A 25,574-nucleotide genomic window follows, 5' to 3' on the forward strand; every position below is an offset into this window, starting at 1 on the left:
TGTCGGGCTTATGATGAAAGGGAGTAACCATAACGCTAGCACCGTGCTGGTGCAAATCAGGTGATGTGGTCGGATTTGTTGTTTTATAGGGTAAGTTTGGATTTGTGTAGTGAATCGTTCTGGTTTGTTTCCCCCTAACCCTCTCCCCTGTGGGGAGAGGGTTAGGGGAAGGGGCCGTTTATTGATTACCCGCCCATACCACCATCACTTTATCGCCCTTGTGCTCGCGCACGAAGCCGTAGCCTTCCTTCAGTGACAGCGTGGTTTGCTTGCCTTCACCAATCGCCGGGTGACGGGCGCGGAACTGACCCAGAGTTTGCCAGTGAGCGACGGTTAAGGCCTGTTTGCCCGTCACGTCCTGCCAGTTCATGTCCGAGCGTGTGCCCTGAAGCGGGTCGGAGCCTGTTGGGCCGAACGGACGTTCAGATTCATCGCCGTAGTAAATTTGCACGCTGCCCGGCGCCAGCATTAGCAGCTCCGCCGCGCGCTGGCCTCCTTCGCGGAACAGTCGCGTATCGTGTGACGAGAGATAGCTCAGCACATTGAAGCTTTGCAGTTTCTCCGCCATCTGCTGCCACGTCATATCGATATCAGCCAGACAGTCCACCGCTTTCGCCGCCTGCTCCTGATAGTCAAAGTTGATCATTGCGTCGAAACCGTGGCGGTAATAATCGCTCTGCATCACGCCGTGGCCCCATGCTTCGCCGGTCATCCAGAAGGGCGCATTGTCGAGTTTTTTATCTGGGTTGGCCGCTTTCCACGCTGCCAGTGCCTGGCCTGCCTGATCTTTCAGCTGCTGCCATGCGTCGAGTTCAACGTGCTTTGCGGTATCAACCCGGAAGCCGTCGATACCGTAGTCACGAACCCACTGGCTGAGCCAGTGGGTCAGGTAATCCCGCGGCGTGAAATTCGTCATCGCTTTCGCGCCGGTGTCGGGCTTGTGTTGATAGAAGTTCGGCAAACCTGACGGGGTCGTCGATTCCGTTTTCAGATCCGGCAGGAAGGCCAGCGACATGGTCAAATCGTCGAAGCCCGGGTTGTCGTAATCACCAATGTCGGTGCGGATCCATTTCTTGCCCCACCATTTTTCCCATGCGGCTTTGTCGCTAAAGTTGATGTAGTCGTTAAAGCTGTGCCAGCTTTGGCCCGCGCCGGGTTTCCAGTCCGTCCAGCGTTCACCCAGCGTTTTCTTCAGCTCATCACCCTGCAGATACAGCGCGCCAAACTGGTACTCCTGCATGTCTGCAAGGGTCGCGTAGCCAACGTGGTTCATGACGATATCAAACAGAATACGGATACCGCGCTTGTGCGCTTCGTCAACAAGCTGGCGCAGGTCATCTTCGGTGCCCATGTTGGCATCGAGCTTCGTCCAGTCCTGCGTGTAGTAACCGTGATAGGCGTAGTGAGGGAAATCACCTTTGGTTCCGCCGCCCACCCAGCCGTGGATTTGCTCCAGCGGGGAGCTTATCCACAGCGCGTTGACGCCCAATTGCTGCAGGTAGTCGAGCTTGCCGGTAAGCCCCTTGAGATCGCCGCCGTGGAAGGTGCCGATCTCCTGCATGCCGTCTTTATGACGGCCATAGCTGTTGTCGTTGCTCGGGTCGCCATTCACAAAGCGGTCGGTCAGCACGAAATAGACGGTGGCGTTTTGCCAACTGAAGGGCGCGGGCTTGTCGGTTTCGGCACGCTCAAGCAGCAGCAGGCCGTTGCTGTTGGCGGCAGGCTGTAGGGTGATTTTGCCGTTCTGCACCGTCGCCGTCTGTTTGCTGTAGAAATCACGCACCACCGTGCCTTCAGGGAAGGTACTGCTTACCTCCAGCGTCAAAGGTTTGCCGTCCCACGTTGGACACTGACGGGCGACATTCGCGACAGGTTGCTCCGTTGTACTCTGAATAGTCAGCATCAGTGTTGGCGTCCCGGAGCGGGTATCGACACGCATCTGATAATCACCGTCACGGAATAGCCGCCACTGGGGCGGTGTGCCCTCACAGTGCTTGAGCGACAGCATCTCATTGAGTTTTATGGAGCCCGTAGGCTGCCAGCACGTGTTGTCAAAACTCACTGTTAAAGGACGGGTACCCTTCGCGAGCTTTGCCTGGCTGGTGAAGACCCCGGTTCCTTCCGCGCGAAATGCGCTAAATCCCGGCGATGACCAGTCTGCATGTGCGAGTGCGGGTAACATCAGGAGAGCCAGTGCGGTGCGTTTCATTCCATTTTCCTGTCGCGGCTTTTTTGACCAGTGTGCCACCGGGTACTGAGGAAAAACTCCTCCTCCGACGGTTTCTGCCAGGAGGACGCGAAGGGATGAGTGATCCCGCGCAAAATTAGGCAGTTATCTGCGATATCGCACACATTTTTTCAGAATTGATGCTTTAGTGAGCATGTTTCAGGTGACATAGTTTCGGATTTGGACTATTTCTATACGTGCTCTGGAAGACTATTTTTGATATGATTTGAGATTCCGCTCTCAAATTTGTGAAAAAAATAAGGTGTTGGGATGATTACATCCGACCAGGAGACCTAATGATATCGACTCCCATTCGACGATATGGGGCTGCGATACTCATGTTACTCACCATGGCATTTTCGGGTGAGGTGCTTGCGAAGACGCACACGGATACAACGAGTAAGAAAGCCCACGTAATAAAGACGACAAGTAGTAAGGTTAGCAGTAAACAAGAGTATTCTCGCAATAGTGCAAAGAGTAGTTCACTTCCTGATTTGCGAAAATACCCTTCCGGAACACCAAGAAAAAAAGCGTTTCTCCGGACGGTAATGCCTTACATCACGAGTCAAAATGCCGCGATTACTGCGGATCGTAACTGGCTGATCTCAAAACAGTACGATAGCCGCTGGTCGCCGTCTGAGCGCACGCGCCTGAAAGAGATTTCAAAACGCTACAAGGTGAAATGGAATGGCAACACGCGTCGTGTGCCGTGGAATTCACTTCTGGAGCGTGTAGACATCATTCCGGGCAGCATGGTGGCAACGATGGCCGCCGCTGAAAGCGGTTGGGGTACCTCGAAGCTGGCGCGCAATAACAACAATCTTTTCGGCATGAAATGCGTGAAAGGGCGTTGTAACAATGCTCCCGGTAAAGTGAAAGGCTACTCGCAGTTTGAATCGGTCAAAGATTCCGTGAATGCCTATGTCGTGAATCTGAACACGCATCCGGCCTACTCTTCGTTCCGTAAGTCTCGCGCCCAGCTGCGGAAAGCGGATCAGGAAGTGACGGCCAGTACGATGATCCACAAGCTGAAAGGTTATTCCACCCAGGGGCAGCGCTATAACAACTATCTGTTTGCGATGTACCAGGATAACCAGCGCTTAATTGCCGCGCATATGTAATTCCCAAAAAACGCCTTCCTTCGGAAGGCGTTTTGCTTTTTAGATCATCACTTCGCTATACCGCTCCCGGTACTCCTTCGGCGTGGTCTCATACTCCTTTCTGAAAACCGAGTAGAAATACTGCAGCGACGGGTAGCCGCACATTTGTGAAATTTCATTGATGGAAAGCGACGTGGAGATCAGCAGGCTGCGCGCTTTCTCCAGTTTTTCCGCATGAATAACGGCGTGAATAGTTTCACCCACTTCCTCTTTAAAGCGTTTTTCCAGGTTTGAGCGAGAAATGCCGACCGAATCCAGCACCTGATCCACCTTAATGCCTTTGCAGGCGTGGTTGCGAATGTAGTGCATTGCCTGAATAACGGCCGGGTCGCTTAAGGAACGATAATCGGTTGAGCGGCGTTCGACGACACGCACAGGCGGAACCAGCAGGCGCTGAAGCGGCAAGGCTTCGTTGTCCAGCAGGCGGTGCAGGAGCTTCGCGGCCTGATAGCCCATTTGACGGGTTCCCTGCGCGACAGAGGAGAGCGCCACGCGAGACAAATAGCGGGTTAACTCTTCGTTATCGATACCAATTACGCACAGCTTTTCAGGCACCGGAATATGCAAATGTTCGCAGACCTGCAGCACGTGGCGCGCACGAGCATCTGTTACCGCAATAATCCCTGTCTGGGGCGGCAGCGTTTGCAGCCAGTCCGCCAGGCGGTTTTGCGCGTGTTGCCAGTTTTCCGGTGCGGTTTCCAGCCCCTGATACACCACACCACGATATTTCTCCTTTGCGACCAGTTGGCAGAACGCATGCTCGCGCTCTACCGCCCACCGTTTGCCGCTTGAAGAGGGCAACCCGTAAAACGCAAAGCGATGCACGCCTTTCTCTTTTAAATGGAGAAAAGCGGCCTCGACCAGCGCATGGTTATCGGTTGCGATGTAGTGGACTGGTGGATAGTGATCGGGCGAATGATACGAGCCGCCGACGCCCACAATGGGAACGACGACGTCTCTTAGCAATTGCTCAATGACGGGATCGTCATAGTCAGCGATAACGCCATCGCCCAGCCAGTCTTTGATGTTCTCCAGACGGGTGCGGAAATCTTCTTCAATGAAAATATCCCACTCGGATTGCGACGCCTGCAAATATTCACCAACCCCTTCAACCACCTGACGGTCGTAGGCTTTGTTGGCATTGAATAACAACGTAATGCGGTGACGCTTTTCAAACATGGCTCACTTTCCCAAATAAGTAACAATACTGTTCTCAGGCACGTCGCTTGGTTGCAGAGTCCATCCAGACTGCCAGCAAAAGAATCGCTCCCTTCACGATATACTGCCAAAACGTTGGGACGTCCATCATGCTCATCCCGTTATCCAGCGAAGCCATAATAAATGCGCCCATCACCGCACCTGCCACGCTGCCGACACCGCCTGCGAGACTGGTCCCGCCGATGACACACGCAGCGATGGCATCCAACTCGGCAATGTTTCCTGCCGACGGTGAACCGGCCCCCAGACGTGAGCTGAGGATCAGCCCTGCAATCGCCACCATCAGGCCGTTGATGGCAAAGACAGCGAGTTTGGTGCGTTCGACGTTGATCCCTGACAGACGTGCCGCCTCAAGATTACCGCCAATGGCATAAATACGACGACCAAACGCAGTGCGCGTCGCCATAAACATGCCGCCCAGCAGCAGGAGCGCCAGCAGCAGAACGGGCGTCGGGACACCGCGGTAATCGTTCAGCAGCCAGATGGCACCCAGCACAATCACGGCGGTGAGCGCCTGACGACCGACCACGGAGGTCGATGCCGGAGAAGCCAGCCCCAGCGCCTGACGGCGCATACGGCCGCGCCACTGCCATGCGATGAAGGCCATCATGCCCACCACGCCGATCGTAAAACCGATGCCATCAGAGAGGTAGCTCTGCCCAATTTGCGACATAGACGCGCTGGTGGGAGAGACGGTGGTACCGTTGGTGATGCCAATCAGAATCCCACGGAAGGCCAGCATCCCGGCCAGGGTGACGATGAATGACGGCACCTTACGGTAGGCAACCCACCACCCGTTCCACGCCCCCAGTACCAGACCCAGCGCCAGCGTCACGACAATGGTGAGCGGCAGCGGCCAGCCGAGCCAGACATCAAATATCGCCGCCACGCCGCCGAGCAGGCCCATCATCGACCCGACCGACAGGTCAATCTCCGCTGAGATAATCACAAACACCATGCCCACGGCCAGAATGCCGGTGATGGCAGTCTGGCGCAGAAGGTTAGAGATATTACGAGCACTCAAATAGGAGCCATCGGTCATCCAGGTAAAGAACAGCATGATGGCGATAATCGCCGCGATCATCACGAAGACCTGCAGGTTTAGCGCTTTCAGCCCCGCGAACGCGCCGGGTGTCGGCACAGCGACTTTGATATCAGACGGATTGCTTTTCGACATGACGTTCGCTCCTTAAGGCGGCTTCCATCACCTGTTCTTGCGTCAGGTTCTGGTTAATCAGATTGGCTTTCAGTTTCCCCTCGTGCATAACCAACACGCGGTCGCTCAGGCCGAGCACTTCAGGTAATTCAGATGAGATGACAATGACGGCAATGCCTTGCTGCACAAGCTGATTAATTAGCTTGTAGATTTCATACTTCGCGCCGATATCAATCCCGCGAGTCGGTTCATCCAGGATTAAAATTCGCGGGTTGAGAAGCAGGCAGCGCGCCAGAATCGCCTTTTGCTGGTTCCCCCCGCTGAGGCGTCCAATGGCCAGTTCCGGGGAGGAGGTTTTGACCTTGAGCCTGGCGAGTGACTGAAGAATACACTGCTGCTCGGCAGCGTCGTCCAGGCTCGTCAGGGCGCCAGAGAACTGGTTTAGCGCCGCCAGCGTGATGTTTTTCCCGACCGCCATTACCGGCACGATGCCGTCTTTTTTGCGATCTTCTGGCACCATAGCAATGCCATGGGCAATCGCCTGCTGGCAGTTGTCGATTTTTACCGGCTGACCATCGATGTAAATGCTGCCTTCCCAGCGTCCGGGCCACACGCCAAACAGGCACTGCACGGCTTCGGTTCGACCTGCGCCCACTAAACCCGCAATGCCAAGGATTTCACCGCGGTGAAGGGAAAAGGAGACGTCGTTAACTCGCCTGATATGGCGATTCACGGGATGCCATGCAGTGAGATTTTCCACGCGCAGGATTTCGTCTCCCACAGCGTGGGGTTCGTTCGGATAGAGCGCAGTGAGTTCGCGCCCTACCATCATGGTGATGATGTCATCTTCACTCATGCCCTCCGCTTCACGCGTGCCGATGTGTTGCCCGTCGCGGATCACGCAGATGGTGTCCGAAATGGCTTTCACCTCATTAAGCTTGTGCGAAATATAGATGCAGGCGATACCGTGGTTTTGCAGATCGCGGATGATATTGAGCAGAACAGCGGTTTCCTGTTCAGTGAGCGAGGCCGTTGGCTCATCGAGGATCAGCAGTCTTACCTGCTTGTTCAGGGCTTTGGCGATTTCGACCAACTGCTGCTGCCCCAGGCCAAGATCCCCCACGCGGGTATCCGGTGAAATGCTGAGGCTCACCTGCGCCAGCAGCTTTTCACAGCGCAGCGTCATGGTGTCGTAATCCAGTACGCCGTGACGTGAGATTTCAGCCCCCAGGAAGATATTTTCCAGCACGGTGAGGTGCTTCACCAGTGCCAGTTCCTGATGAATAATGGCGATACCTTTACGTTCCGTATCGCGAATGTGTGTGGCCTGAATGACCTCACCAGCAAAGACGATTTCACCCTCATAGCTGCCATGTGGATAGATCCCGCACAGCACTTTCATCAGCGTCGACTTGCCTGAACCGTTTTCACCGCACAGCGAGACCACTTCGCCAGGGTTTAGCCGCAGGCTCACGTTATCGACCGCTTTCACCGCGCCAAAGGCTTTGGTGATGCTCTTCATTTCTAGTAAATAAGACATAACTGCTCCACGTGACCTGAGGGAGAACAGGACAGACCGGTGCGCCCCTGCCGGGCAGGGGCAGCGCGGGATTACAGTTCACTCTTCTTGTGGAAACCGTCTTTAATGACAGTGGCGTCAATATTCTCTTTATTGACTTCAATCGGGGTGAGCAGACGGGCCGGAACATCTTTGAGTCCGTTGTTTAACGTCGCGTCAGATTTAGGCTGTTGACCCTGACCCAGCTCAACGGCAATTTCAGCCGCCGTATTCGCAAGTTCGGTGATGGGCTTGTAAACCGTCATGGTTTGGGTGCCAGCAATGATGCGTTTTACCCCGGCGAGATCGGCATCCTGTCCGGAGATAGCGACTTTGCCAGCCAGCCCCTGGGCGCTCAGGGCCTGAATCGCGCCGCCAGCGGTGGCATCGTTAGAGGCCACGACTGCATCAATTTTGTTGTTGTTGGCCGTCAGCGCGTTTTCCATGATTTTTAGCGCGTTTTCAGGGAGCCAACCATCAGCCCACTGATCGCCAACCACTTTAATTTTCCCGTTGTCGATGTACGGTTTAAGGACTTTCATTTGCCCTTCGCGGAACAGTTTGGCGTTGTTATCCACTGGCGAACCACCCATCAGGAAATAATTCCCTTGAGGCACTTTATCGACCAGGCTTTTGGCTTGTAATTCACCCACTTTTTCGTTGTCGAACGAAATATAATAATCAATGTCTGCGTTATTAATCATGCGGTCATAGGCCAATACTTTTATGCCTTCTTGTTTGGCTTCTTTCACCACGTTACTTAATACCTGGCCGTTATACGGGATAATGACCAGGACATCGACGCCACGGTTGATCATATTCTCAATTTGCGACATTTGCGTTTCTTCGTTGCCGTTAGCCGACTGAACAAACACGCTTGCGCCGAGAGATTCTGCTTTTTTTACAAAAATATCGCGATCTTTTTGCCAGCGCTCCAGGCGCAGGTCGTCAATGGCCATGCCGATTTTCACCTCTTTGGCATGCCCGGCAAAGCTTGCAAGCAGGAGAGTAGTACAGAGTGTAAGGGACAGGTTCTTTATCTTCATAATTATTAGGCCTTTTTGTAGGGGATGTGTCGCTGAGATAAAAGAAACATTCACTGCTGAGACGCAGCAAATTTTTAACGTGGAAAGGCCCGCTGGCAATTACAGATTTTTATCTTCTCATTATGATATTTGGTTTATTTCTGAATTTATGACCGCGATCGGATTTTAAAATACGTAACTTATTAATTACATTTGATTCTGGAATCTGCACCGAAAAATAGTTTGTCTGCGCATTATTTTGCGAGCCAGCGCACAGTTGTGCATTCTCTCAATAGCAGTGTGAAATAACGTAATTGAGCAAGCCGGAATGTGTATTCACTATTACTCCTGTATCTACGACTCGCCGCATACCCTGATTATGGAGCTCAATATGCAAGCTTATTTCGACCAACTCGATCGCGTTCGTTACGAAGGCACGAAAACGACCAATCCTTTAGCATTTCGTCACTACAACCCGGACGAGCTGGTGCTGGGTAAGCGCATGGAAGATCATCTGCGCTTTGCCGCCTGTTACTGGCATACGTTCTGCTGGAATGGTGCCGATATGTTCGGTGTGGGTTCTTTTGACCGTCCATGGCAACAGCCTGGCGAAGCCATCGAACTGGCGAAGCGTAAAGCGGATGTCGCGTTTGAATTCTTCCACAAGCTGAACGTGCCGTACTACTGCTTCCACGATGTGGATGTCTCTCCGGAAGGCGCGTCGCTGAAAGAGTATCTGAACAACTTCGCGCAGATGGTGGACGTGCTGGCGGCAAAACAGCAGCAGAGCGGCGTGAAGCTGCTGTGGGGCACGGCAAACTGCTTTACTAACCCTCGCTATGGCGCGGGCGCGGCAACGAATCCGGATCCCGAAGTGTTCAGTTGGGCGGCCACACAGGTGGTGACGGCGATGAACGCCACGCATCAGTTGGGCGGCGAGAACTATGTGCTGTGGGGCGGCCGTGAAGGGTACGAAACCCTGCTGAACACCGATCTGCGCCAGGAGCGTGAGCAGATTGGTCGCTTTATGCAGATGGTTGTCGAGCATAAACACAAAATTGGTTTCCGCGGTACGCTGCTGATTGAACCTAAGCCGCAAGAGCCGACCAAGCATCAGTACGATTATGACGTCGCAACCGTGTACGGCTTCCTGAAACAATTTGGTCTGGAAAAAGAGATCAAAGTGAACATTGAGGCTAACCACGCTACGCTTGCGGGCCACTCTTTCCATCACGAAATTGCGTCCGCCATTGCGCTGGGCATCTTTGGTTCTGTGGATGCAAACCGTGGTGATGCACAGCTGGGCTGGGACACCGACCAGTTCCCGAACAGCGTGGAAGAGAATGCGCTGGTGATGTACGAAATCATCAAAGCGGGGGGCTTCACCACCGGCGGTCTGAATTTTGACGCCAAAGTGCGTCGTCAAAGCACCGATAAGTACGACCTGTTCTACGGTCATATTGGCGCGATGGACACCATGGCGCTGGCGCTGAAAATCGCCGCCCGAATGATTGAAGACGGTGAGCTGGATAAACGCGTGGCGAAGCGTTATAGCGGCTGGAACAGTGAGCTGGGTCAGCAAATTTTGAAAGGCCAGTTATCGCTTGGTGAGATCGCGAAGTACGCTGAACAGCATCAACTGGCACCGCAGCATCAGAGCGGACACCAGGAACTGCTGGAAAACCTGGTCAATCATTACCTGTTCGATAAATAACAGCATGCAGGCCCGGTAAGCGCAGCGCCACCGGGCATTTCTGTCAAAGGAGTCACCACAATGTATATCGGGATCGATCTTGGCACATCGGGTGTGAAAGCCATCCTGTTAAGCGAACAGGGCGACGTGTTAGCCACGCAGACGGAAAAACTGCAGGTTTCACGTCCGCATCCGCTGTGGTCTGAACAGGACCCGGAGCAGTGGTGGCTGGCGACGGATCGCGCAATCACAGCCTTAGGCGCGCAGCACAGTCTCCGTGACGTAAAAGCGCTGGGGATTGCCGGACAAATGCACGGCGCAACGCTGCTGGACAGCCAGCACCGCGTGTTGCGTCCAGCGATCCTCTGGAACGACGGTCGCTGTGCAGAAGAGTGCGCGCTTCTTGAAGAACGCGTACCGACCTCTCGTGACATCACCGGCAACCAGATGATGCCAGGCTTCACCGCACCAAAACTCTTGTGGGTACAGCGCCATGAACCTGAGATTTTCCGTCAGGTAGCGAAAGTTCTGCTCCCGAAAGATTATCTGCGTTTTCGCATGACGGGTGATTTCGCCAGTGATATGTCTGACGCGGCGGGCACAATGTGGCTCGATGTGGCGAAACGCGACTGGAGCGAGGCGATGCTGGATGCCTGCCATCTGACTCGTGACCATATGCCTGCGCTCTTCGAAGGCAGCGAGGTCACCGGCACATTGCAGTCCTCCATTGCTGAACGCTGGAATATGCCTGCCGTACCTGTGGTAGCTGGCGGCGGCGACAACGCGGCGGGCGCTGTCGGTGTCGGGATGGTGGAGGCAGGGCAGGCGATGCTCTCGCTGGGAACCTCCGGCGTCTATTTTGCCGTCAGCGACGGTTATCGCAGCAACCCTGAAAGCGCGGTCCACAGTTTCTGTCATGCCCTGCCGGGGAAATGGCATTTGATGTCGGTGATGCTGAGTGCGGCATCCTGCCTCGACTGGGCAGCGAAGCTGACCGGAATGGCCGATGTCCCTGCGTTTATCGAAGCCGCGCAGCAGGCGGATGAAAATGCCGGTGCCGTCTGGTTTTTACCCTATCTTTCCGGCGAGCGTACGCCGCACAACAACCCGGAAGCGAAAGGGGTGTTTTTCGGTTTAACTCATCAACATGGCCCGGCTGAACTGGCGCGTGCGGTACTGGAGGGCGTCGGGTATGCGCTGGCGGATGGGATGGACGTCGTACATGATTGTGGGCTGAAGCCATCAAGCATTACGCTCATTGGCGGCGGCGCGCGCAGCAGTTACTGGCGGCAGATGCTGTCTGACATTAGCGGGTTACAGCTTGATTATCGCACCGGGGGCGACGTCGGGCCTGCGCTTGGCGCTGCACGGCTGGCACAGATAGCCGCGAACCCTGACAAACCGCTCGCACAGTTGCTGCCACAGCTGGCGCTTGAGCAAACGCATCTTCCTGACGCAGCACGTCATTCGCGCTACGCGGAAAGGCGTGATGTGTTCCGCAGGATCTACCAGCAGCTGCTGCCGTTGATGTCATAAAACGATTGTCTGATAGAGGCATGACGATGTCCTTTTTTGGTCTGTTCGTGCCTGTGTTTCCTCGTCAGGATAAGGTCATACCCACTGACGAGGAGTTCCATCATGTCCCGCACCGCATTAATCAATATTGACACTCAGCAGTCATTTCATCATCGCATGTACTGGCAGGAGGCCGATATTCCTGCCTTTCAGCAGGCCATGCTGGGGCTGATTGAAGGCTGCCAGTCGCGAAATATTCCGGTCGTTGATATTTTTCATGTAGATGAAGACGGTCCCTTCACCCTGGAAAGCGGCTATGTCAAACCGATGGCCTTTTTACGTCATCAGCCGGATGTGGTTTTCCAGAAACACGTCCATAATGCCTTCACGGACACCGGGCTCGACCGCTGGCTGCGCGAGCGTGATATCAACCGACTGATAATCTGCGGCATTCGCACTGAACAATGTTGTGAAACTACCGCACGTGTGGCCTCCGATCTGGGCTATGCTGTGACCTTTGTGAGCGAGGCTACGCTGACGTTCCCGATGACGTACAACGGAATTACCCTCAGCGCTGACGAACTGCGTCATCGTACCGAGACGGTGCTGGCCGGGCGTTTTGCCGAGATTAAAACGGTAGCGGAGACGCTGGAGTCACTGTAATGAGCATCGACGTCTGGTTCGTTATGTTGCCCGGGGTGCTGTCATTAGACATGACCGGCCCGGCAGAAACCTTTGTGCTGGCGGGCGACGCGTTTCGCCTGCATTACATTGGCCCGCAGCCTGACGTTCAGACGTCGATTGGCCTGACGATGAGCGGCATTCAGCCGCTGCCGGAACGTCTGCCAGAAGGGAGTTTGCTTGTGCTACCGGGAGTCAGCGACTCCCACGTTCAGTTCTCAACCCCTCTGGCGCAGCAGATTCAGCACTGGCTGATGCGCCTGCAGCCGCAGATCCAGCGCCAGGACATCGCCGTGATGTGCGTCTGTTCTGGCGCGTTGCTGGCGGCAAAGTCGGGCTTGTTGAATAACCGGCAGTGCACCACGCATCATGACGTCATTAGCCGCTTACGCGCCGCAGCCCCCACGGCGACGATTAAAGAGAACCGGATTTTCGTGCAGGACGAGAATATCTGGACCAGCGCAGGGATCACGTCGGGTATCGATCTGGCGCTGCATATGATTAACCGCCTTTGTGGGCCAGAAAAAGCCCTGGCCGTCGCGCGTGAGATGGTGGTCTGGTTCCGCCGCTCCGGGGACGATCCGCAGCTTTCACCCTGGTTACGCTTCCGCAATCATCTTCACCCGGCGATCCACCGCGCGCAGGACGCCCTTACCGCTGAGCCGCAAAAAGCGTGGCAGATACCGGATATCGCTGCGCAGGCGCACGTCAGCCCACGCCATCTGACCCGGCTTTTTCAGGAACATTTAGGTATAAGCGTTCGGGATTACCTTGAGCAATTGCGTCTGGCCGTGGCCGAACAGTGGTTATTGCAGGGGCGTGGGGTGGAGCAGGCGTCGCTGGCGGCAGGGTTTTCCTCCCCGCGCCAGTTCCACCGTGCCCGGCAGCGAATCGCTAACTAACGAAGCGACGGGTATCTATTTTTTGCAACAGCATCGACAGCAATAAGCTCACGACCAGCGTGGCGGCAAAAATCCAGATAATATCCAGCAGCGGCCAGCTTTTGAGCTCAATCCCACGCGTGCGAAGAGCGTGGATCACCAGCGCATGAAAACCGTAAATCCCCAGCGAGTGGCGTGAAATGAATCCCACCACGGGAAGCGGGCGTGCATTCAGCGTATTTTTGACGAGTATCAGCAGGGAGACGGCGCAGATAAAGACCATCGGGCCGCAGTACAGATACCAGGTATCGGCAAAATTCCCGCGCCACTTCAGCTCATAAAGCGTACCGCGCGAAATCACGATCACACCGATGATAAATAGCGCTCCACAAAGCCAGTTCATACTCCGTTTTTGTGTATCCATCATGCCAATAGCGCGCCCCAGCATGCCGTAAAGCACGTAGTAGAAGGTATCGCCGTTGATATAGAGGTTCACCGGCAACCACTCAAATCCGTCAATTTTCTGCGAGACGGTATTGGGGTTTGCCACCACGCCAATCACTACCATCAGGGCCAGGAGCATTTTCCCGCTGACGTTCTTCACCTGTATCAGCGGGGAAACCAGGTAGATAACGATAATGGCGAAGAAGAACCACAGGTGATAGAAGATCGGTTTTTGCAGCACGTTTTTCAGCGAAAGTTCGGCGTTAATTGAGGTGAAAAGCGTGATATAGAGCAGCGCTACGACGCTGTAGAAACCCAGGCATGACGCGATGCGGATAAAATGCCTCGGTTGTGCACTGCGTTCGCCAAAGAAGAGAAAGCCGGAAATCATAAAGAACAGCGGTACACTCACGCGGGAAGCGGAGTTAAGTATATTAGCGATATCCCAGTTAACGTGGCTGATGCTGTGCGCGTTCGTGACGTACCACGTCGTCGTGTGGATCATCACCACCATCAGACAGGCTATTCCTCGCAGGTTATCAATCCAGTTAATTTTTGACGACATCAGTTCCTCTTATTCCCTGTAAATAGAGTGTGACTGCGATTAGGGTAAAGTCTTCCCTTGGAAAATTCTGAGTTTAACTCGCGTAACTTGTACGAGGAGCGCGAGATTCGCAGAATGACGCACCATAATCTATAAAAGCGTTGATATTAAAAATAACAGCCACTGACCAGGGCGGTAATAAAAATGATGATGAAGCGTGTGGCGTCACTCTTTCTGCTACTCATACTGGCGGGGTGCAGCGCCTCGCAGGACGTGCCTGAACAAAAAGCACAGCAGGGGAAAATCAGCCCTGAACGTTCGCTGAATATGGAGCAGCTCTGCAAAGACCAGGCGGCTCACCGCTATAATTCCGAGGTGCAGAAAATTACGGTTAACGGATTTGAGCGCTTTCAGGGGAGCTATGAGCTAAAAGGCTATACTGCGCGTAAAGAAGGCTTTGTCTGTTCTTTTGACGCGGACGGCCAGTTTTTACATCTCTCGATGCGCTAATCTGCTCGTATAATCAGCAGCCACAATGCCCTGGCGTTCTGGCTGTGCGCCTTATTCCCCAATTTATCTTAAACAACCCCGTTTCGTACTGTATATCTTGCAGCCAGCGGGTATACTGATCCCTTCCATTTAAAACCACACGTATCCAGCACGAAATACTATGCAAAAGTTTGATACCAAGACCTTCCAGGGCCTGATCCTGACCTTACAGGATTACTGGGCTCGTCAGGGCTGCACCATTGTTCAACCTTTGGACATGGAAGTTGGCGCAGGCACCTCGCACCCAATGACCAGCTTACGCGCGTTGGGGCCGGAGCCAATGGCGACCGCGTATGTGCAGCCTTCCCGTCGTCCTACCGATGGCCGTTACGGCGAAAACCCGAACCGTCTGCAGCACTACTATCAGTTCCAGGTGGTGATTAAGCCATCACCAGACAACATTCAGGAACTGTACCTCGGGTCGCTGAAAGAGCTGGGTATGGACCCGACCATTCACGACATTCGTTTCGTGGAAGATAACTGGGAAAACCCAACGCTGGGTGCCTGGGGTCTGGGCTGGGAAGTGTGGCTGAACGGCATGGAAGTGACGCAGTTCACTTACTTCCAGCAGGTTGGCGGTCTGGAATGTAAACCAATCACCGGTGAAATCACCTACGGTCTGGAACGTCTGGCCATGTATATTCAGGGCGTAGACAGCGTTTATGACCTGGTCTGGAGCGACGGCCCGCTGGGTAAAACCACCTACGGTGACGTGTTCCATCAGAACGAAGTGGAGCAATCCACCTATAACTTCGAATACGCGGACGTGGACTTCCTGTTCACCTGCTTCGAGCAGTACGAGAAAGAAGCGCAGCAGCTGCTGGCGCTGGAGACTCCGCTGCCGCTGCCTGCCTACGAGCGTATTCTGAAGGCCGCCCACAGCTTCAACCTGCTGGACGCCCGCAAAGCCATCTCCGTGACTGAACGTCAGCGCTACATTCTGCGTATTCGTACCCTGACCAAAGCCGTTGCAGAAGCTTACTATGCGTCCCGTGAAGCCCTTGGCTTCCCGATGTGCAACCGAAACAAATAAGAGGCGGCCATGTCTGAAAAAACTTTCCTGGTGGAAATCGGCACCGAAGAGCTGCCACCAAAAGCCCTGCGCAGCCTGGCTGAGTCTTTTGCTGCGAACGTGACCGCCGAGCTGGATAACGCTGGCCTGGCACACGGTAAAATTGAATGGTTTGCTGCACCGCGTCGTCTGGCGCTGAAAGTGGCAAATCTGGCGGCGTCTCAGCCTGATCGTGAAGTGGAAAAACGTGGCCCGGCCATTGCTCAGGCGTTCGACGCGGAAGGCAAACCGAGCAAAGCGGCAGAAGGTTGGGCGCGTGGTTGCGGCATCACCGTTGACCAGGCCGAGCGTCTGACCACCGACAAAGGCGAGTGGCTGCTGTATCGTGCACATGTGAAAGGCGAAAGCGCGGAAGCGCTGCTGCCGGACATGATCGCGACCTCACTGGCTAAGCTGCCAATTCCTAAGCTGATGCGCTGGGGCGCGTCCGACGTGCACTTCGTGCGTCCGGTTCACACCGTGACCCTGCTGCTGGGCGATGCCGTTATTCCTGCCACCATTCTGGGCGTGGCGTCCGATCGCGTGATCCGCGGCCACCGCTTTATGGGCGAGCCGGAGTTCACCATCGACAATGCCGACCAGTACCCGCAGATTCTGCTGGAGCGCGGTAAAGTCATTGCCGACTACGAACAGCGTAAAGCCAAAATCAAAGCGGACGCGGAAGAAGCGGCACGCCAGATTGGCGGTAACGCTGACCTGAGCGAAAGCTTGCTGGAAGAAGTGACCTCTCTGGTGGAATGGCCAGTTGTGCTGACCGCGAAGTTCGAAGAGAAATTCCTGGCCGTTCCGGCTGAAGCGCTGGTCTACACCATGAAGGGTGACCAGAAGTACTTCCCGGTATACGCCAACGACGGCAAGCTGCTGCCAAACTTCATCTTCGTGGCGAACATCGAATCGAAAGATCCGATCCAGATTATCTCCGGTAACGAGAAAGTGGTGCGCCCACGTCTGGCGGATGCGGAGTTCTTCTTCAATACCGACCGTAAAAAGCGTCTGGAAGATAACCTGCCGCGCCTGCAGACCGTGCTGTTCCAGCAGCAGCTGGGCACGCTGCGCGACAAAACCGACCGCATTGCGGAGCTGTCCGGCTGGATCGCCCGTGAAATCGGTGCAGACGTCAACCACGCAACGCGTGCTGGCCTGCTGTCCAAGTGCGACCTGATGACCAACATGGTGTTCGAATTTACCGACACCCAGGGCGTGATGGGCATGCACTACGCGCGTCACGATGGCGAAGCGGAAGACGTGGCTGTGGCTCTGAACGAGCAGTATCAGCCGCGCTTTGCGGGTGACGATCTGCCGTCCAACCCGGTTGCCTGCGCCGTGGCGATTGCCGATAAGATGGACACCCTGGCGGGTATCTTTGGTATTGGCCAGCATCCAAAAGGCGACAAGGACCCGTTCGCGCTGCGTCGTGCCGCGCTGGGCGTGCTGCGTATCATCGTTGAGAAGAACCTGAACCTCGATCTGCAGACCCTGACTGAAGAAGCGGTGCGTCTGTACGGCGATAAGCTGACCAACGCGAAGGTCGTGGATGATGTCATCGACTTTATGCTCGGTCGTTTCCGCGCGTGGTATCAGGATGAAGGCTACACCGTTGACACCATTCAGGCGGTGCTGGCGCGTCGTCCGACCCGTCCGGCTGATTTCGATGCGCGCATGAAGGCGGTGTCCCACTTCCGTACCCTGGAAGCGGCATCAGCCCTGGCTGCGGCCAACAAGCGTGTATCCAATATCCTGGCGAAATCCGACGAGACGCTGAACGAGCGTGTTAACGCTGCAACCCTGAAAGAGCCGGAAGAGATTGCCCTGGCGATGCAGGTTGTGGTGCTGCGCGACAAGCTCGAGCCGTACTTTGCGGAAGGTCGCTACCAGGAAGCGCTGGTGGAGCTGGCGGAACTGCGTGACGTTATCGACGCCTTCTTCGAGAAAGTGATGGTGAACGTGGAAGATAAAGATCTGCGTATCAACCGTCTCTCAATGCTCGAGAAACTGCGCGAGCTGTTCCTGCGCGTGGCGGATATTTCGCTGCTGCAGTAATGCAAAAAACCCGCCCCTGACAGGCGGGAAGAACGGCAACTAAACTCATGCCGGGCTGCAAAAGCAGCCCGGCTTTTTTATTACACTCTCTCAAATACCGTCGCGATACCCTGACCCAACCCGATACACATTGTTGCCAGACCAAACTGAGCATCTTTGCGTTCCATCAGGTTGATAAGCGTCGTGCTGATGCGCGCGCCGGAACAGCCCAGCGGGTGACCGAGGGCGATCGCGCCGCCGTTGAGGTTAATCTTCTCGTCGATCTGATCCATTAGCCCCAGATCTTTAATGCACGGCAGGATCTGCGCGGCGAAGGCTTCGTTCATCTCGAACAGATCGATGTCGCTGGCGGTTAAGCCCGCTTTTTTCAGTGCCAGCTTCGAGGCCGGAACCGGGCCGTAACCCATGATGGAAGGATCGCAGCCGACGACCGCCATCGAACGCACGCGAGCGCGTGGCGTCAGGCCTAGTTCGCGGGCGCGGCTTTCGCTCATCACCAGCATCGCGGCGGCACCGTCGGACAGTGCGGACGACGTTCCCGCCGTTACCGTGCCGGTGACCGGATCGAATGCCGGGCGCAGGGTAGACAGCGCTTCGACCGTGGTTTCCGGGCGGATGACTTCGTCGTAGCTGAACTGCTTCAGTACGCCGTCTGCGTCGTGACCGCCGGTCGGGATGATCTCATTCTTAAAGGCACCGGACTGCGTGGCGGCCCAGGCGCGAGCGTGAGAGCGCGCGGCAAAGGCATCCTGCATTTCACGGCTGATGCCATGGAGGCGGGAGAGCATCTCGGCGGTCAGGCCCATCATCCCCGCGGCTTTCGCCACGTTACGACTCATGCCCGGGTGGAAATCAACCCCGTGGCTCATCGGCACGTGACCCATGTGCTCAACGCCGCCTACCAGACAGGCCTGCGCATCGCCGGTCATGATCATGCGCGCCGCATCGTGCAGCGCCTGCATGGACGAACCACACAGACGGTTGACGGTGACTGCCGGAACCGAGTGCGGGATCTCCGCCAGCAGAGACGCGTTACGGGCGATGTTGAAGCCCTGCTCCAGGGTCTGCTGCACGCAGCCCCAGTAGATATCGTCCAGCGCTGTTGGGTCCAGCGCCGGGTTACGCGCCAGCAGGCTACGCATCAGGTGTGCGGAGAGATCTTCCGCACGCACGTTACGGAACGCGCCGCCTTTTGAACGGCCCATCGGGGTGCGAATCGCATCAACAATGACAACCTTTTCCATTGTGACTCCTTAAGCCGTTTTCAGCTCGCCAACCGGACGGGCTGGCTCAACTGCTGGATAGTAGGGTTCGTTATGGCGCGCTTTGTTACGCAGACCTTCCGGCACCTCATAAAGCGGGCCAAGGTGCTGGTACTGCTGAACCATATCGAGATAGCGGGCGCTGCCGAGTGTATCCAGCCAGCGGAACGCGCCGCCGTGGAACGGAGGGAAGCCAAGGCCGTACACCAACGCCATATCCGCTTCTGCCGGGCTGGCGATGATGCCTTCTTCCAGGCAACGCACCACTTCGTTGATCATCGGGATCATCATGCGGGCGATGATTTCATCGTCGGTGAAGTCGCGTTTTGGCTGACTGACGTCGGCCAGCAGGCCATCCACCGCCGGATCTTCTTCTTTCTTCGGTTTGCCTTTGCTGTCTTCTTTATAGCGCCAGAAGCCCAGGCCGTTTTTCTGACCGAAGCGGTTAGCGTCGAACAGCGCGTCAATCGCGTCGCGATAGTCTTTCTGCATGCGCTGCGGGAAGCCTGCCGCCATTACCGCCTGCGCGTGATGGGCGGTATCAATGCCGACCACGTCCAACAGATACGCCGGGCCCATCGGCCAGCCGAACTGTTTTTCCATCACTTTGTCGATTTTGCGGAAGTCCGCTCCGTCGCGCAGCAGCTGGCTGAAGCCTGCAAAGTACGGGAAGAGTACGCGGTTAACGAAGAAGCCCGGGCAGTCGTTCACCACGATCGGGGTTTTGCCCATCTTGCTCGCCCACGCCACCACTTTGGCGATGGTTTCGTCAGAGGTTTTTTCCCCACGGATCACTTCGACCAGCGGCATACGGTGTACCGGGTTGAAGAAGTGCATGCCGCAGAAGTTTTCCGGGCGCTTCAGCACGCTCGCCAGTTCGCCAATCGGAATAGTGGAGGTGTTAGAAGCCAGCACGGTGCCTGGACGAACCTTGTCTTCCGTTTCGGCCAGCACCGCTTTTTTGACTTTCGGATTCTCAACGACCGCTTCAACCACCACGTCCACACGGTCAAAACCGCTGTACTCCAGCACCGGCTGAATGGTGGAGATCACGCCTGCGAGCTTCAGCCCGTCAATTTTTCCGCGCTCCAGCTGTTTATTCAACAGCTTGGCCGCTTCGGTCATGCCGAGCGTCAGGGATTTCTCGTTGATGTCCTTCATCACCACCGGCACGCCTTTCCATGCCGACTGGTAAGCAATGCCGCCACCCATAATGCCTGCACCGAGCACCGCCGCGTGTTTTGGCGTCTCAACGTTTTTGGTCAGCTGTTTGGCTTTACCTTTCACGAACTGATCGTTAAGGAAGATACCGACCAGCGCGCGGGCTTCATTGGTGTGCGCCAGCGGGACAAAGCTCTGATTTTCGAGCTTCAGGGCTTCGTCGCGGCCGAAGCGGGCTGCGGCTTCAATGGTTTTCACCGCCGTGATCGGCGCCGGGTAGTGTTTACCCGCCGTCTGCATCACCATGCCTTTAGCGATGGTGAAGCTCATGGTGGCTTCAATTTTGCTGAGCTTTAACGGCTCCAGCTTCGGCTGGCGTTTGGCTTTCCAGTCGAGGTCGCCATTGATGGCCTGACGGAGGATGGCGATAGCACCTTCAATCAGTTTTTCAGGCTTAACCACGCCGTCCACCAGGCCGATTTTCTGCGCCTGTTCTGCGCCGACATCTTTACCCGCGGCAATGATCTCCAGCGCGCTGTCGGCACCCAGCATGCGCGGCATACGCACGGAGCCGCCAAAGCCCGGCATGATGCCCAGCTTGGTTTCCGGCAGGCCGATGCGCAGATCCGGCGTGGCGAGACGGTAATCGGTGGCTAATACACATTCACAGCCGCCGCCCAGCGCGTAGCCGTTCACGGCGGAGATCGTTGGGACAGGCAGATCTTCCAGACGATTAAAGACGCTGTTGGCAAAGTGTAGCCACTGGCTCAGCTGTTCTTCAGGCACCAGGAAAAGCGAGAGAAATTCGGTGATATCGGCACCGACAATAAAGGCCGCTTTGTTCGAACGCAGCAGCAGCCCTTTTAATTCAGGTTGTTTTTCAAGAACATCCAGCGCCTGGCCAAGACTGGCCACCGTCGCGGTATCAAGCTTATTCACTGAGCCGGGGGCATCGAACACCAGTTCGGCAATGCCATCTTCCAGCCAGTTGAGGTACAGGGTGTCGCCTTTGTAAAGCATGTCAGTCTCCTGAATCCAGCAAGTGGATCTGGTCATACCAGATGAGACGGAGTGTGGAATTTATGTTAATAAAATGCAAATTTCTCATTAAGAAATTGCTGCATTGATCACGGTCGGTGGAAATCACGCAGCCGGAGTGAGGTGTGCTAAGATGCGATGACTTGAGGTCAAAAAAACGAAAGGAAGAATGATGGACTCACTGGCTTCGCTTTATAAAAATCATATCGTTACCCTACAGGAACGTACCCGCGATGTACTAGCGCGCTTCAAGCTGGATGCCCTGCTAATCCACTCCGGCGAGCTGATGAACACGTTTCTTGATGACCATGCTTATCCGTTTAAGGTCAACCCGCAGTTTAAAGCCTGGGTGCCGGTGACACAGGTGCCAAATTGCTGGCTGCTGGTGGATGGCGTGAACAAGCCGAAACTGTGGTTCTATCTGCCGGTGGATTACTGGCACAACGTGGAACCGCTGCCGACTTCTTTCTGGACCGAAGAAATTGATGTGATTGCCCTGCCAAAAGCGGACGGTATTGGCAGCCAGCTGCCTGCGGCGCGTGGCAACATCGGCTATATTGGCCCTGTTCCAGAGCGTGCGCTGGGTCTGGATATTCCGGCGGATAAACTCAATCCGAAAGGGGTGCTGGATTATCTCCACTATTACCGCGCGTATAAAACCGACTACGAACTTTACTGCATGCGTGAAGCGCAAAAAACGGCGGTGAATGGCCACCGTGCCGCGCACGAAGCGTTCCAGTCGGGCATGAGCGAGTTCGATATCAATCTTGCCTACCTGACCGCAACCGGTCACCGCGACACCGACGTACCGTACAGCAACATCGTCGCGCTGAACGAGCATGCGTCTGTACTTCACTACACCAAACTTGATCACCAGGTTCCGTCGGAAATGCGCAGCTTCCTGCTGGACGCAGGGGCAGAGTATAACGGCTATGCGGCCGATCTGACCCGTACCTGGGCGGCGAATGGGGATACCGATTTCGCGCAGCTGATTAAAGACGTGAACGATGAACAGCTGGCGCTGATTGGCACCATGAAGGCCGGAACCAGCTATGTGGATTATCACATCCAGTTCCATCAGCGCATCGCTAAACTGCTGCGTAAGCATCAGATTGTGAAAGACATGAGCGAAGAGGCGATGGTCGAAAACGATCTGACCGGGCCATTCATGCCGCACGGTATCGGTCACCCGCTGGGCCTGCAGGTTCACGACGTTGCGGGCTTCATGCAGGATGATACCGGCACGCACCTGGCGGCACCGTCTAAATATCCTTACCTGCGCTGCACCCGTATCCTTGAGCCGCGCATGGTATTGACCATCGAGCCGGGGATCTACTTTATTGAATCCCTGCTGGCGCCGTGGCGTGAAGGGCAGTTCAGCAAGCACTTCAACTGGGAAAAAATTGACGCGTTGAAACCGTTTGGCGGCATTCGTATCGAAGATAACGTGGTTATTCATGAGAACGGTGTCGAGAACATGACGCGAGACCTGAAGCTGGCCTGATGGAAAGCTGGCTGATACCGGCTGAACCGGTCACCTTTGTTGAGGAAATCAAGAAAAGCCGCTTTATTACGCTGCTGGCGCACACCGACGGCGTAGAGGCGGCAAAGGCGTTTGTCGAGTCCGTTCGCGCGGAGCATCCTGATGCACGCCACCACTGCGTGGCGTGGGTGGCAGGACCGCCGGACGATTCGCAACAGCTGGGGTTTTCTGACGACGGTGAACCGGCTGGCACGGCCGGTAAACCTATGCTTTCGCAGCTGATGGGCAGCGGCGTGGGCGAGATCACCGCTGTAGTGGTTCGCTACTACGGCGGCATTTTGTTAGGCACGGGTGGGCTGGTTAAAGCCTACGGTGGAGGTGTCCAGCAGGCACTTAATCTGCTGATAACCACCCGCAAAACGCCACTTACCGAATATACTCTGGTATGCGAGTACTCGCAGCTTTCGGGCATTGAAGCGTTACTGAAGCACGTTAACGGTGTGATTGTGCACAGCGATTACCAGGCGATGGTGCAATTACGCGTGGCGCTTCCTCAGGCGGAACTGGACTCTTTTTCAGCAAAACTCGCTGATTTTAGTCGTGGTTCGTTGCAATTGCTGCCGATTGAAGAATAATCCCCACCTCACTTTTTGAATACCAAAGGAAGCGGCAGAGATGCATTTTCGTGCCATAACCCGAATCGTTGGACTGCTGGTCATACTTTTTTCCGGGACGATGATTCTCCCAGGACTGGTGGCACTTATCTACCGGGACGGCGCGGGGCGTGCGTTTACCCAGACCTTTTTTGTCGCGCTAGCGATTGGCTCGCTGCTCTGGTGGCCAAACCGTCGTGAGAAAGGCGAGCTGAAATCTCGGGAAGGGTTTCTGATCGTCGTGCTGTTCTGGACGGTGCTGGGAAGCGTCGGTTCGCTCCCATTTATCTTCTCTGAACAGCCCAATTTGAGCATCACGGATGCATTCTTTGAATCGTTCTCTGGTTTAACAACTACCGGTGCGACGACGCTGGTGGGGCTGGATTCTCTCCCACATGCCATTCTCTTTTATCGCCAGATGCTGCAGTGGTTCGGCGGTATGGGGATCATCGTCCTGGCGGTGGCTATCCTGCCCATTCTGGGCGTCGGTGGGATGCAGCTTTATAGGGCTGAAATGCCCGGCCCGCTAAAAGATAACAAAATGCGTCCGCGTATTGCGGAGACGGCAAAAACCCTGTGGCTGATTTATGTCTTGTTGACGGTCGCCTGCGCCCTGGCGCTGTGGTTTGCCGGAATGCCCGCTTTCGATGCCATCGGGCACAGCTTTGCGACTATCGCTATCGGTGGGTTCTCCACGCACGATGCCAGCGTGGGTTACTTCGACAGCCCGACGATTAACACTATTATTGCTATCTTCCTGCTGATCTCCGGTTGTAACTACGGTCTGCACTTCTCTTTACTGAGTGGGCGAAGCCTGAAGGTGTACTGGCGCGATCCGGAGTTCCGCATGTTTATTGGCGTCCAGTTGACGCTGGTGATCATCTGTACGCTGGTGCTTTGGTTCCACGATGTTTATAACTCGGCCATGACCACACTAAACCAGGCCTTTTTCCAGGTGGTGTCGATGGCGACAACGGCGGGCTTTACCACGGACAGCATTGCGCGCTGGCCGCTGTTCCTGCCGGTGCTTTTGCTTTGCTCGGCCTTTATCGGGGGCTGTGCCGGGTCTACGGGCGGTGGCCTGAAGGTCATTCGTATACTGCTGCTGTTCAAACAGGGCAACCGCGAGCTGAAGCGTCTGGTTCACCCGAATGCGGTTTACAGCATCAAACTGGGGAATCGTGCGCTGCCGGAACGTATTCTCGAAGCGGTGTGGGGTTTCTTCTCTGCTTATGCGCTGGTGTTTATCGTCAGTATGCTGGCTATTATTGCTACCGGTGTGGATGATTTCTCCGCATTCGCCTCTGTTGTGGCGACGCTTAATAACCTCGGTCCCGGGCTGGGCGTGGTGGCGGATAACTTTGCCAGTATGAACCCGGTAGCGAAGTGGATCCTTATCGCTAACATGCTGTTTGGGCGTCTTGAGGTCTTTACGCTGCTGGTGCTGTTTACCCCAACATTCTGGCGCGAGTAAGGAGTCATTAATGAAAACATTAGTTCTTTTCTCTACGCGAGACGGACAAACGCGCGAGATTGCCGCTTACCTGGCTTCTGAATTAAAAGAGCTGGGCATTTACGCAGATGTAGTGAACCTGAACCGTGCGGAACACATCGCGTGGCAGGAGTACGATCGTGTGGTGATTGGGGCGTCTATTCGCTACGGGCATTTCCATCCCGCGCTGGATCGTTTTGTGAAGAAACATAAGGACGTGCTCAATAAGCTGCCCAGTGCCTTCTACTCGGTCAATCTGGTTGCCCGTAAAGCAGAAAAGCGCACGCCGCAAACGAACAGCTATACGCGCAAGTTTTTACTTCATTCTCCGTGGCAGCCAACACTTTGCGCGGTCTTTGCCGGGGCGCTGCGCTATCCGCGCTACCGCTGGTATGACCGCTTTATGATCCGCTTGATTATGAAGATGACGGGCGGTGAAACCGACACGCATAAAGAAGTGGTGTACACCGACTGGTCGCAGGTTGCCAGTTTTGCGCGGGAAATCGCGCATATAACGGGCGATTCGCGACTTAAATAAGCGTTAAGTTTGAAAAGTGAGCGAACGAAAAGTTTTTTGTATTTTGTGCTTGTCACTTCAGAATAACTCCCTATAATGCGCCTCCACTGACACGGAACAACGGCACACACGCCGCCGGGTCAGCAGAGAAAAGCGAAAATAAACGCTTGACTCTGAAGCGGGAAAGCGTAATATGCACACCCCG

20 protein-coding genes are annotated in these 25,574 nt (G+C 55.3%); 12 read left to right on the top strand and 8 right to left on the bottom strand.

Features of this window, described 5'->3' with window-relative positions; genetic code table 11:
* Positions 1-178 precede the first annotated feature (178 nt).
* Positions 179-2,209 carry an alpha-amylase gene (locus KW829_RS22510; protein ID WP_218309129.1) on the bottom strand — a complete coding sequence of 677 codons (2,031 nt, stop codon included), beginning with the start codon at positions 2,207-2,209 and terminating at the stop codon, positions 179-181.
* A gap of 314 nt (positions 2,210-2,523) precedes the next feature.
* Between KW829_RS22510 and KW829_RS22515 the strand changes: the two genes are divergently transcribed.
* Complete coding sequence (locus KW829_RS22515) at positions 2,524-3,348, top strand: protein bax (RefSeq protein WP_089599674.1); 825 nt, start codon at positions 2,524-2,526, stop codon at positions 3,346-3,348.
* Positions 3,349-3,387: 39 nt separating this feature from the next.
* Here the strand turns inward: KW829_RS22515 and xylR are convergent, their stop codons facing one another.
* The 4 genes from xylR to xylF all read right to left on the bottom strand — a co-directional run bounded on the left by xylR (position 3,388) and on the right by xylF (position 8,365).
* On the bottom strand, positions 3,388-4,566 hold the full coding sequence (xylR, locus tag KW829_RS22520; RefSeq protein ID WP_218309130.1) for a D-xylose utilization transcriptional activator XylR: 1,179 nt from the start codon (positions 4,564-4,566) through the stop codon (positions 3,388-3,390).
* A gap of 34 nt (positions 4,567-4,600) precedes the next feature.
* On the bottom strand, positions 4,601-5,782 hold the full coding sequence (gene xylH / locus KW829_RS22525; RefSeq protein WP_010436746.1) for a xylose ABC transporter permease XylH: 1,182 nt from the start codon (positions 5,780-5,782) through the stop codon (positions 4,601-4,603).
* Positions 5,760-7,301 (bottom strand): xylose ABC transporter ATP-binding protein, encoded by a 1,542-nt coding sequence (locus KW829_RS22530; RefSeq protein ID WP_010436748.1) that lies wholly within the window; start codon positions 7,299-7,301, stop codon positions 5,760-5,762. The genes xylH and KW829_RS22530 overlap by 23 nt, the downstream gene beginning before the upstream one ends.
* 71 nt (positions 7,302-7,372) lie before the next feature.
* Entirely contained in the window at positions 7,373-8,365 is a 993-nt protein-coding gene (gene xylF, locus KW829_RS22535) for a D-xylose ABC transporter substrate-binding protein (RefSeq protein WP_042716575.1), read from the bottom strand.
* Between the two features lie 370 nt (positions 8,366-8,735).
* Here xylF and xylA point away from each other — a divergent pair, with 370 nt between their 5' ends.
* From xylA to KW829_RS22555, 4 genes are all read left to right on the top strand, one after another.
* A complete protein-coding gene (gene xylA / locus KW829_RS22540) occupies positions 8,736-10,058 on the top strand; it encodes a xylose isomerase (RefSeq protein ID WP_089599718.1) in 1,323 nt (440 codons plus the stop codon).
* A gap of 60 nt (positions 10,059-10,118) precedes the next feature.
* On the top strand, positions 10,119-11,573 hold the full coding sequence (gene xylB / locus KW829_RS22545) for a xylulokinase (protein ID WP_218309131.1): 1,455 nt from the start codon (positions 10,119-10,121) through the stop codon (positions 11,571-11,573).
* A 102-nt stretch (positions 11,574-11,675) separates the two neighbouring features.
* A complete protein-coding gene (locus tag KW829_RS22550; protein ID WP_182946067.1) occupies positions 11,676-12,215 on the top strand; it encodes an isochorismatase family protein in 540 nt (179 codons plus the stop codon).
* Positions 12,215-13,135, top strand: coding sequence for a GlxA family transcriptional regulator (locus KW829_RS22555; protein ID WP_218309132.1), 921 nt, complete (start codon positions 12,215-12,217; stop codon positions 13,133-13,135). The genes KW829_RS22550 and KW829_RS22555 overlap by 1 nt, the downstream gene beginning before the upstream one ends.
* Here the strand turns inward: KW829_RS22555 and KW829_RS22560 are convergent.
* Entirely contained in the window at positions 13,128-14,123 is a 996-nt protein-coding gene (locus KW829_RS22560) for an acyltransferase (protein WP_218309133.1), read from the bottom strand. The genes KW829_RS22555 and KW829_RS22560 overlap by 8 nt on opposite strands.
* 183 nt (positions 14,124-14,306) lie before the next feature.
* Between KW829_RS22560 and KW829_RS22565 the strand changes: the two genes are divergently transcribed.
* From KW829_RS22565 to glyS, 3 genes are all read left to right on the top strand, one after another.
* Positions 14,307-14,612 carry a YsaB family lipoprotein gene (locus tag KW829_RS22565; protein WP_089599661.1) on the top strand — a complete coding sequence of 102 codons (306 nt, stop codon included), beginning with the start codon at positions 14,307-14,309 and terminating at the stop codon, positions 14,610-14,612.
* Positions 14,613-14,772: 160 nt separating this feature from the next.
* Positions 14,773-15,684, top strand: coding sequence for a glycine--tRNA ligase subunit alpha (gene glyQ, locus KW829_RS22570; protein WP_003860141.1), 912 nt, complete (start codon positions 14,773-14,775; stop codon positions 15,682-15,684).
* 9 nt (positions 15,685-15,693) lie between these two features.
* On the top strand, positions 15,694-17,763 hold the full coding sequence (gene glyS, locus KW829_RS22575) for a glycine--tRNA ligase subunit beta (protein WP_089599660.1): 2,070 nt from the start codon (positions 15,694-15,696) through the stop codon (positions 17,761-17,763).
* A gap of 80 nt (positions 17,764-17,843) precedes the next feature.
* Here glyS and fadA read toward each other — a convergent pair whose 3' ends face one another.
* Entirely contained in the window at positions 17,844-19,007 is a 1,164-nt protein-coding gene (fadA, locus tag KW829_RS22580; RefSeq protein WP_010436772.1) for an acetyl-CoA C-acyltransferase FadA, read from the bottom strand.
* Between the two features lie 9 nt (positions 19,008-19,016).
* The gene (fadB, locus tag KW829_RS22585) at positions 19,017-21,206 is read right to left on the bottom strand and encodes a fatty acid oxidation complex subunit alpha FadB (protein WP_172701669.1); all 2,190 of its coding nucleotides are present in this window, start codon (positions 21,204-21,206) and stop codon (positions 19,017-19,019) included.
* Positions 21,207-21,396: 190 nt separating this feature from the next.
* On the opposite strand from fadB, the gene pepQ reads away from it, so the two are divergent.
* The 4 genes from pepQ to hemG are packed head-to-tail and all read left to right on the top strand — an operon-like array spanning position 21,397 to position 25,390.
* Positions 21,397-22,728, top strand: a complete 1,332-nt coding sequence (gene pepQ / locus KW829_RS22590; RefSeq protein ID WP_089599656.1) for a Xaa-Pro dipeptidase — start codon at positions 21,397-21,399, stop codon at positions 22,726-22,728.
* Positions 22,728-23,342: an IMPACT family protein gene (locus KW829_RS22595; protein WP_218309134.1), complete on the top strand. Its 615-nt coding sequence runs from the start codon at positions 22,728-22,730 to the stop codon at positions 23,340-23,342. Before pepQ ends, KW829_RS22595 begins: the two co-directional genes overlap by 1 nt.
* A 40-nt stretch (positions 23,343-23,382) precedes the next feature.
* Entirely contained in the window at positions 23,383-24,834 is a 1,452-nt protein-coding gene (gene trkH, locus KW829_RS22600; RefSeq protein WP_010436781.1) for a Trk system potassium transporter TrkH, read from the top strand.
* Positions 24,835-24,844: 10 nt separating this feature from the next.
* Positions 24,845-25,390 (top strand): menaquinone-dependent protoporphyrinogen IX dehydrogenase, encoded by a 546-nt coding sequence (hemG, locus tag KW829_RS22605; RefSeq protein ID WP_010436783.1) that lies wholly within the window; start codon positions 24,845-24,847, stop codon positions 25,388-25,390.
* Positions 25,391-25,574 lie beyond the last annotated feature (184 nt).

Origin of the sequence: Enterobacter sp. ENT02, from assembly GCF_019219165.1 — a bacterium.
Taxonomy (GTDB): Bacteria; Pseudomonadota; Gammaproteobacteria; order Enterobacterales; family Enterobacteriaceae; genus Enterobacter; species Enterobacter mori.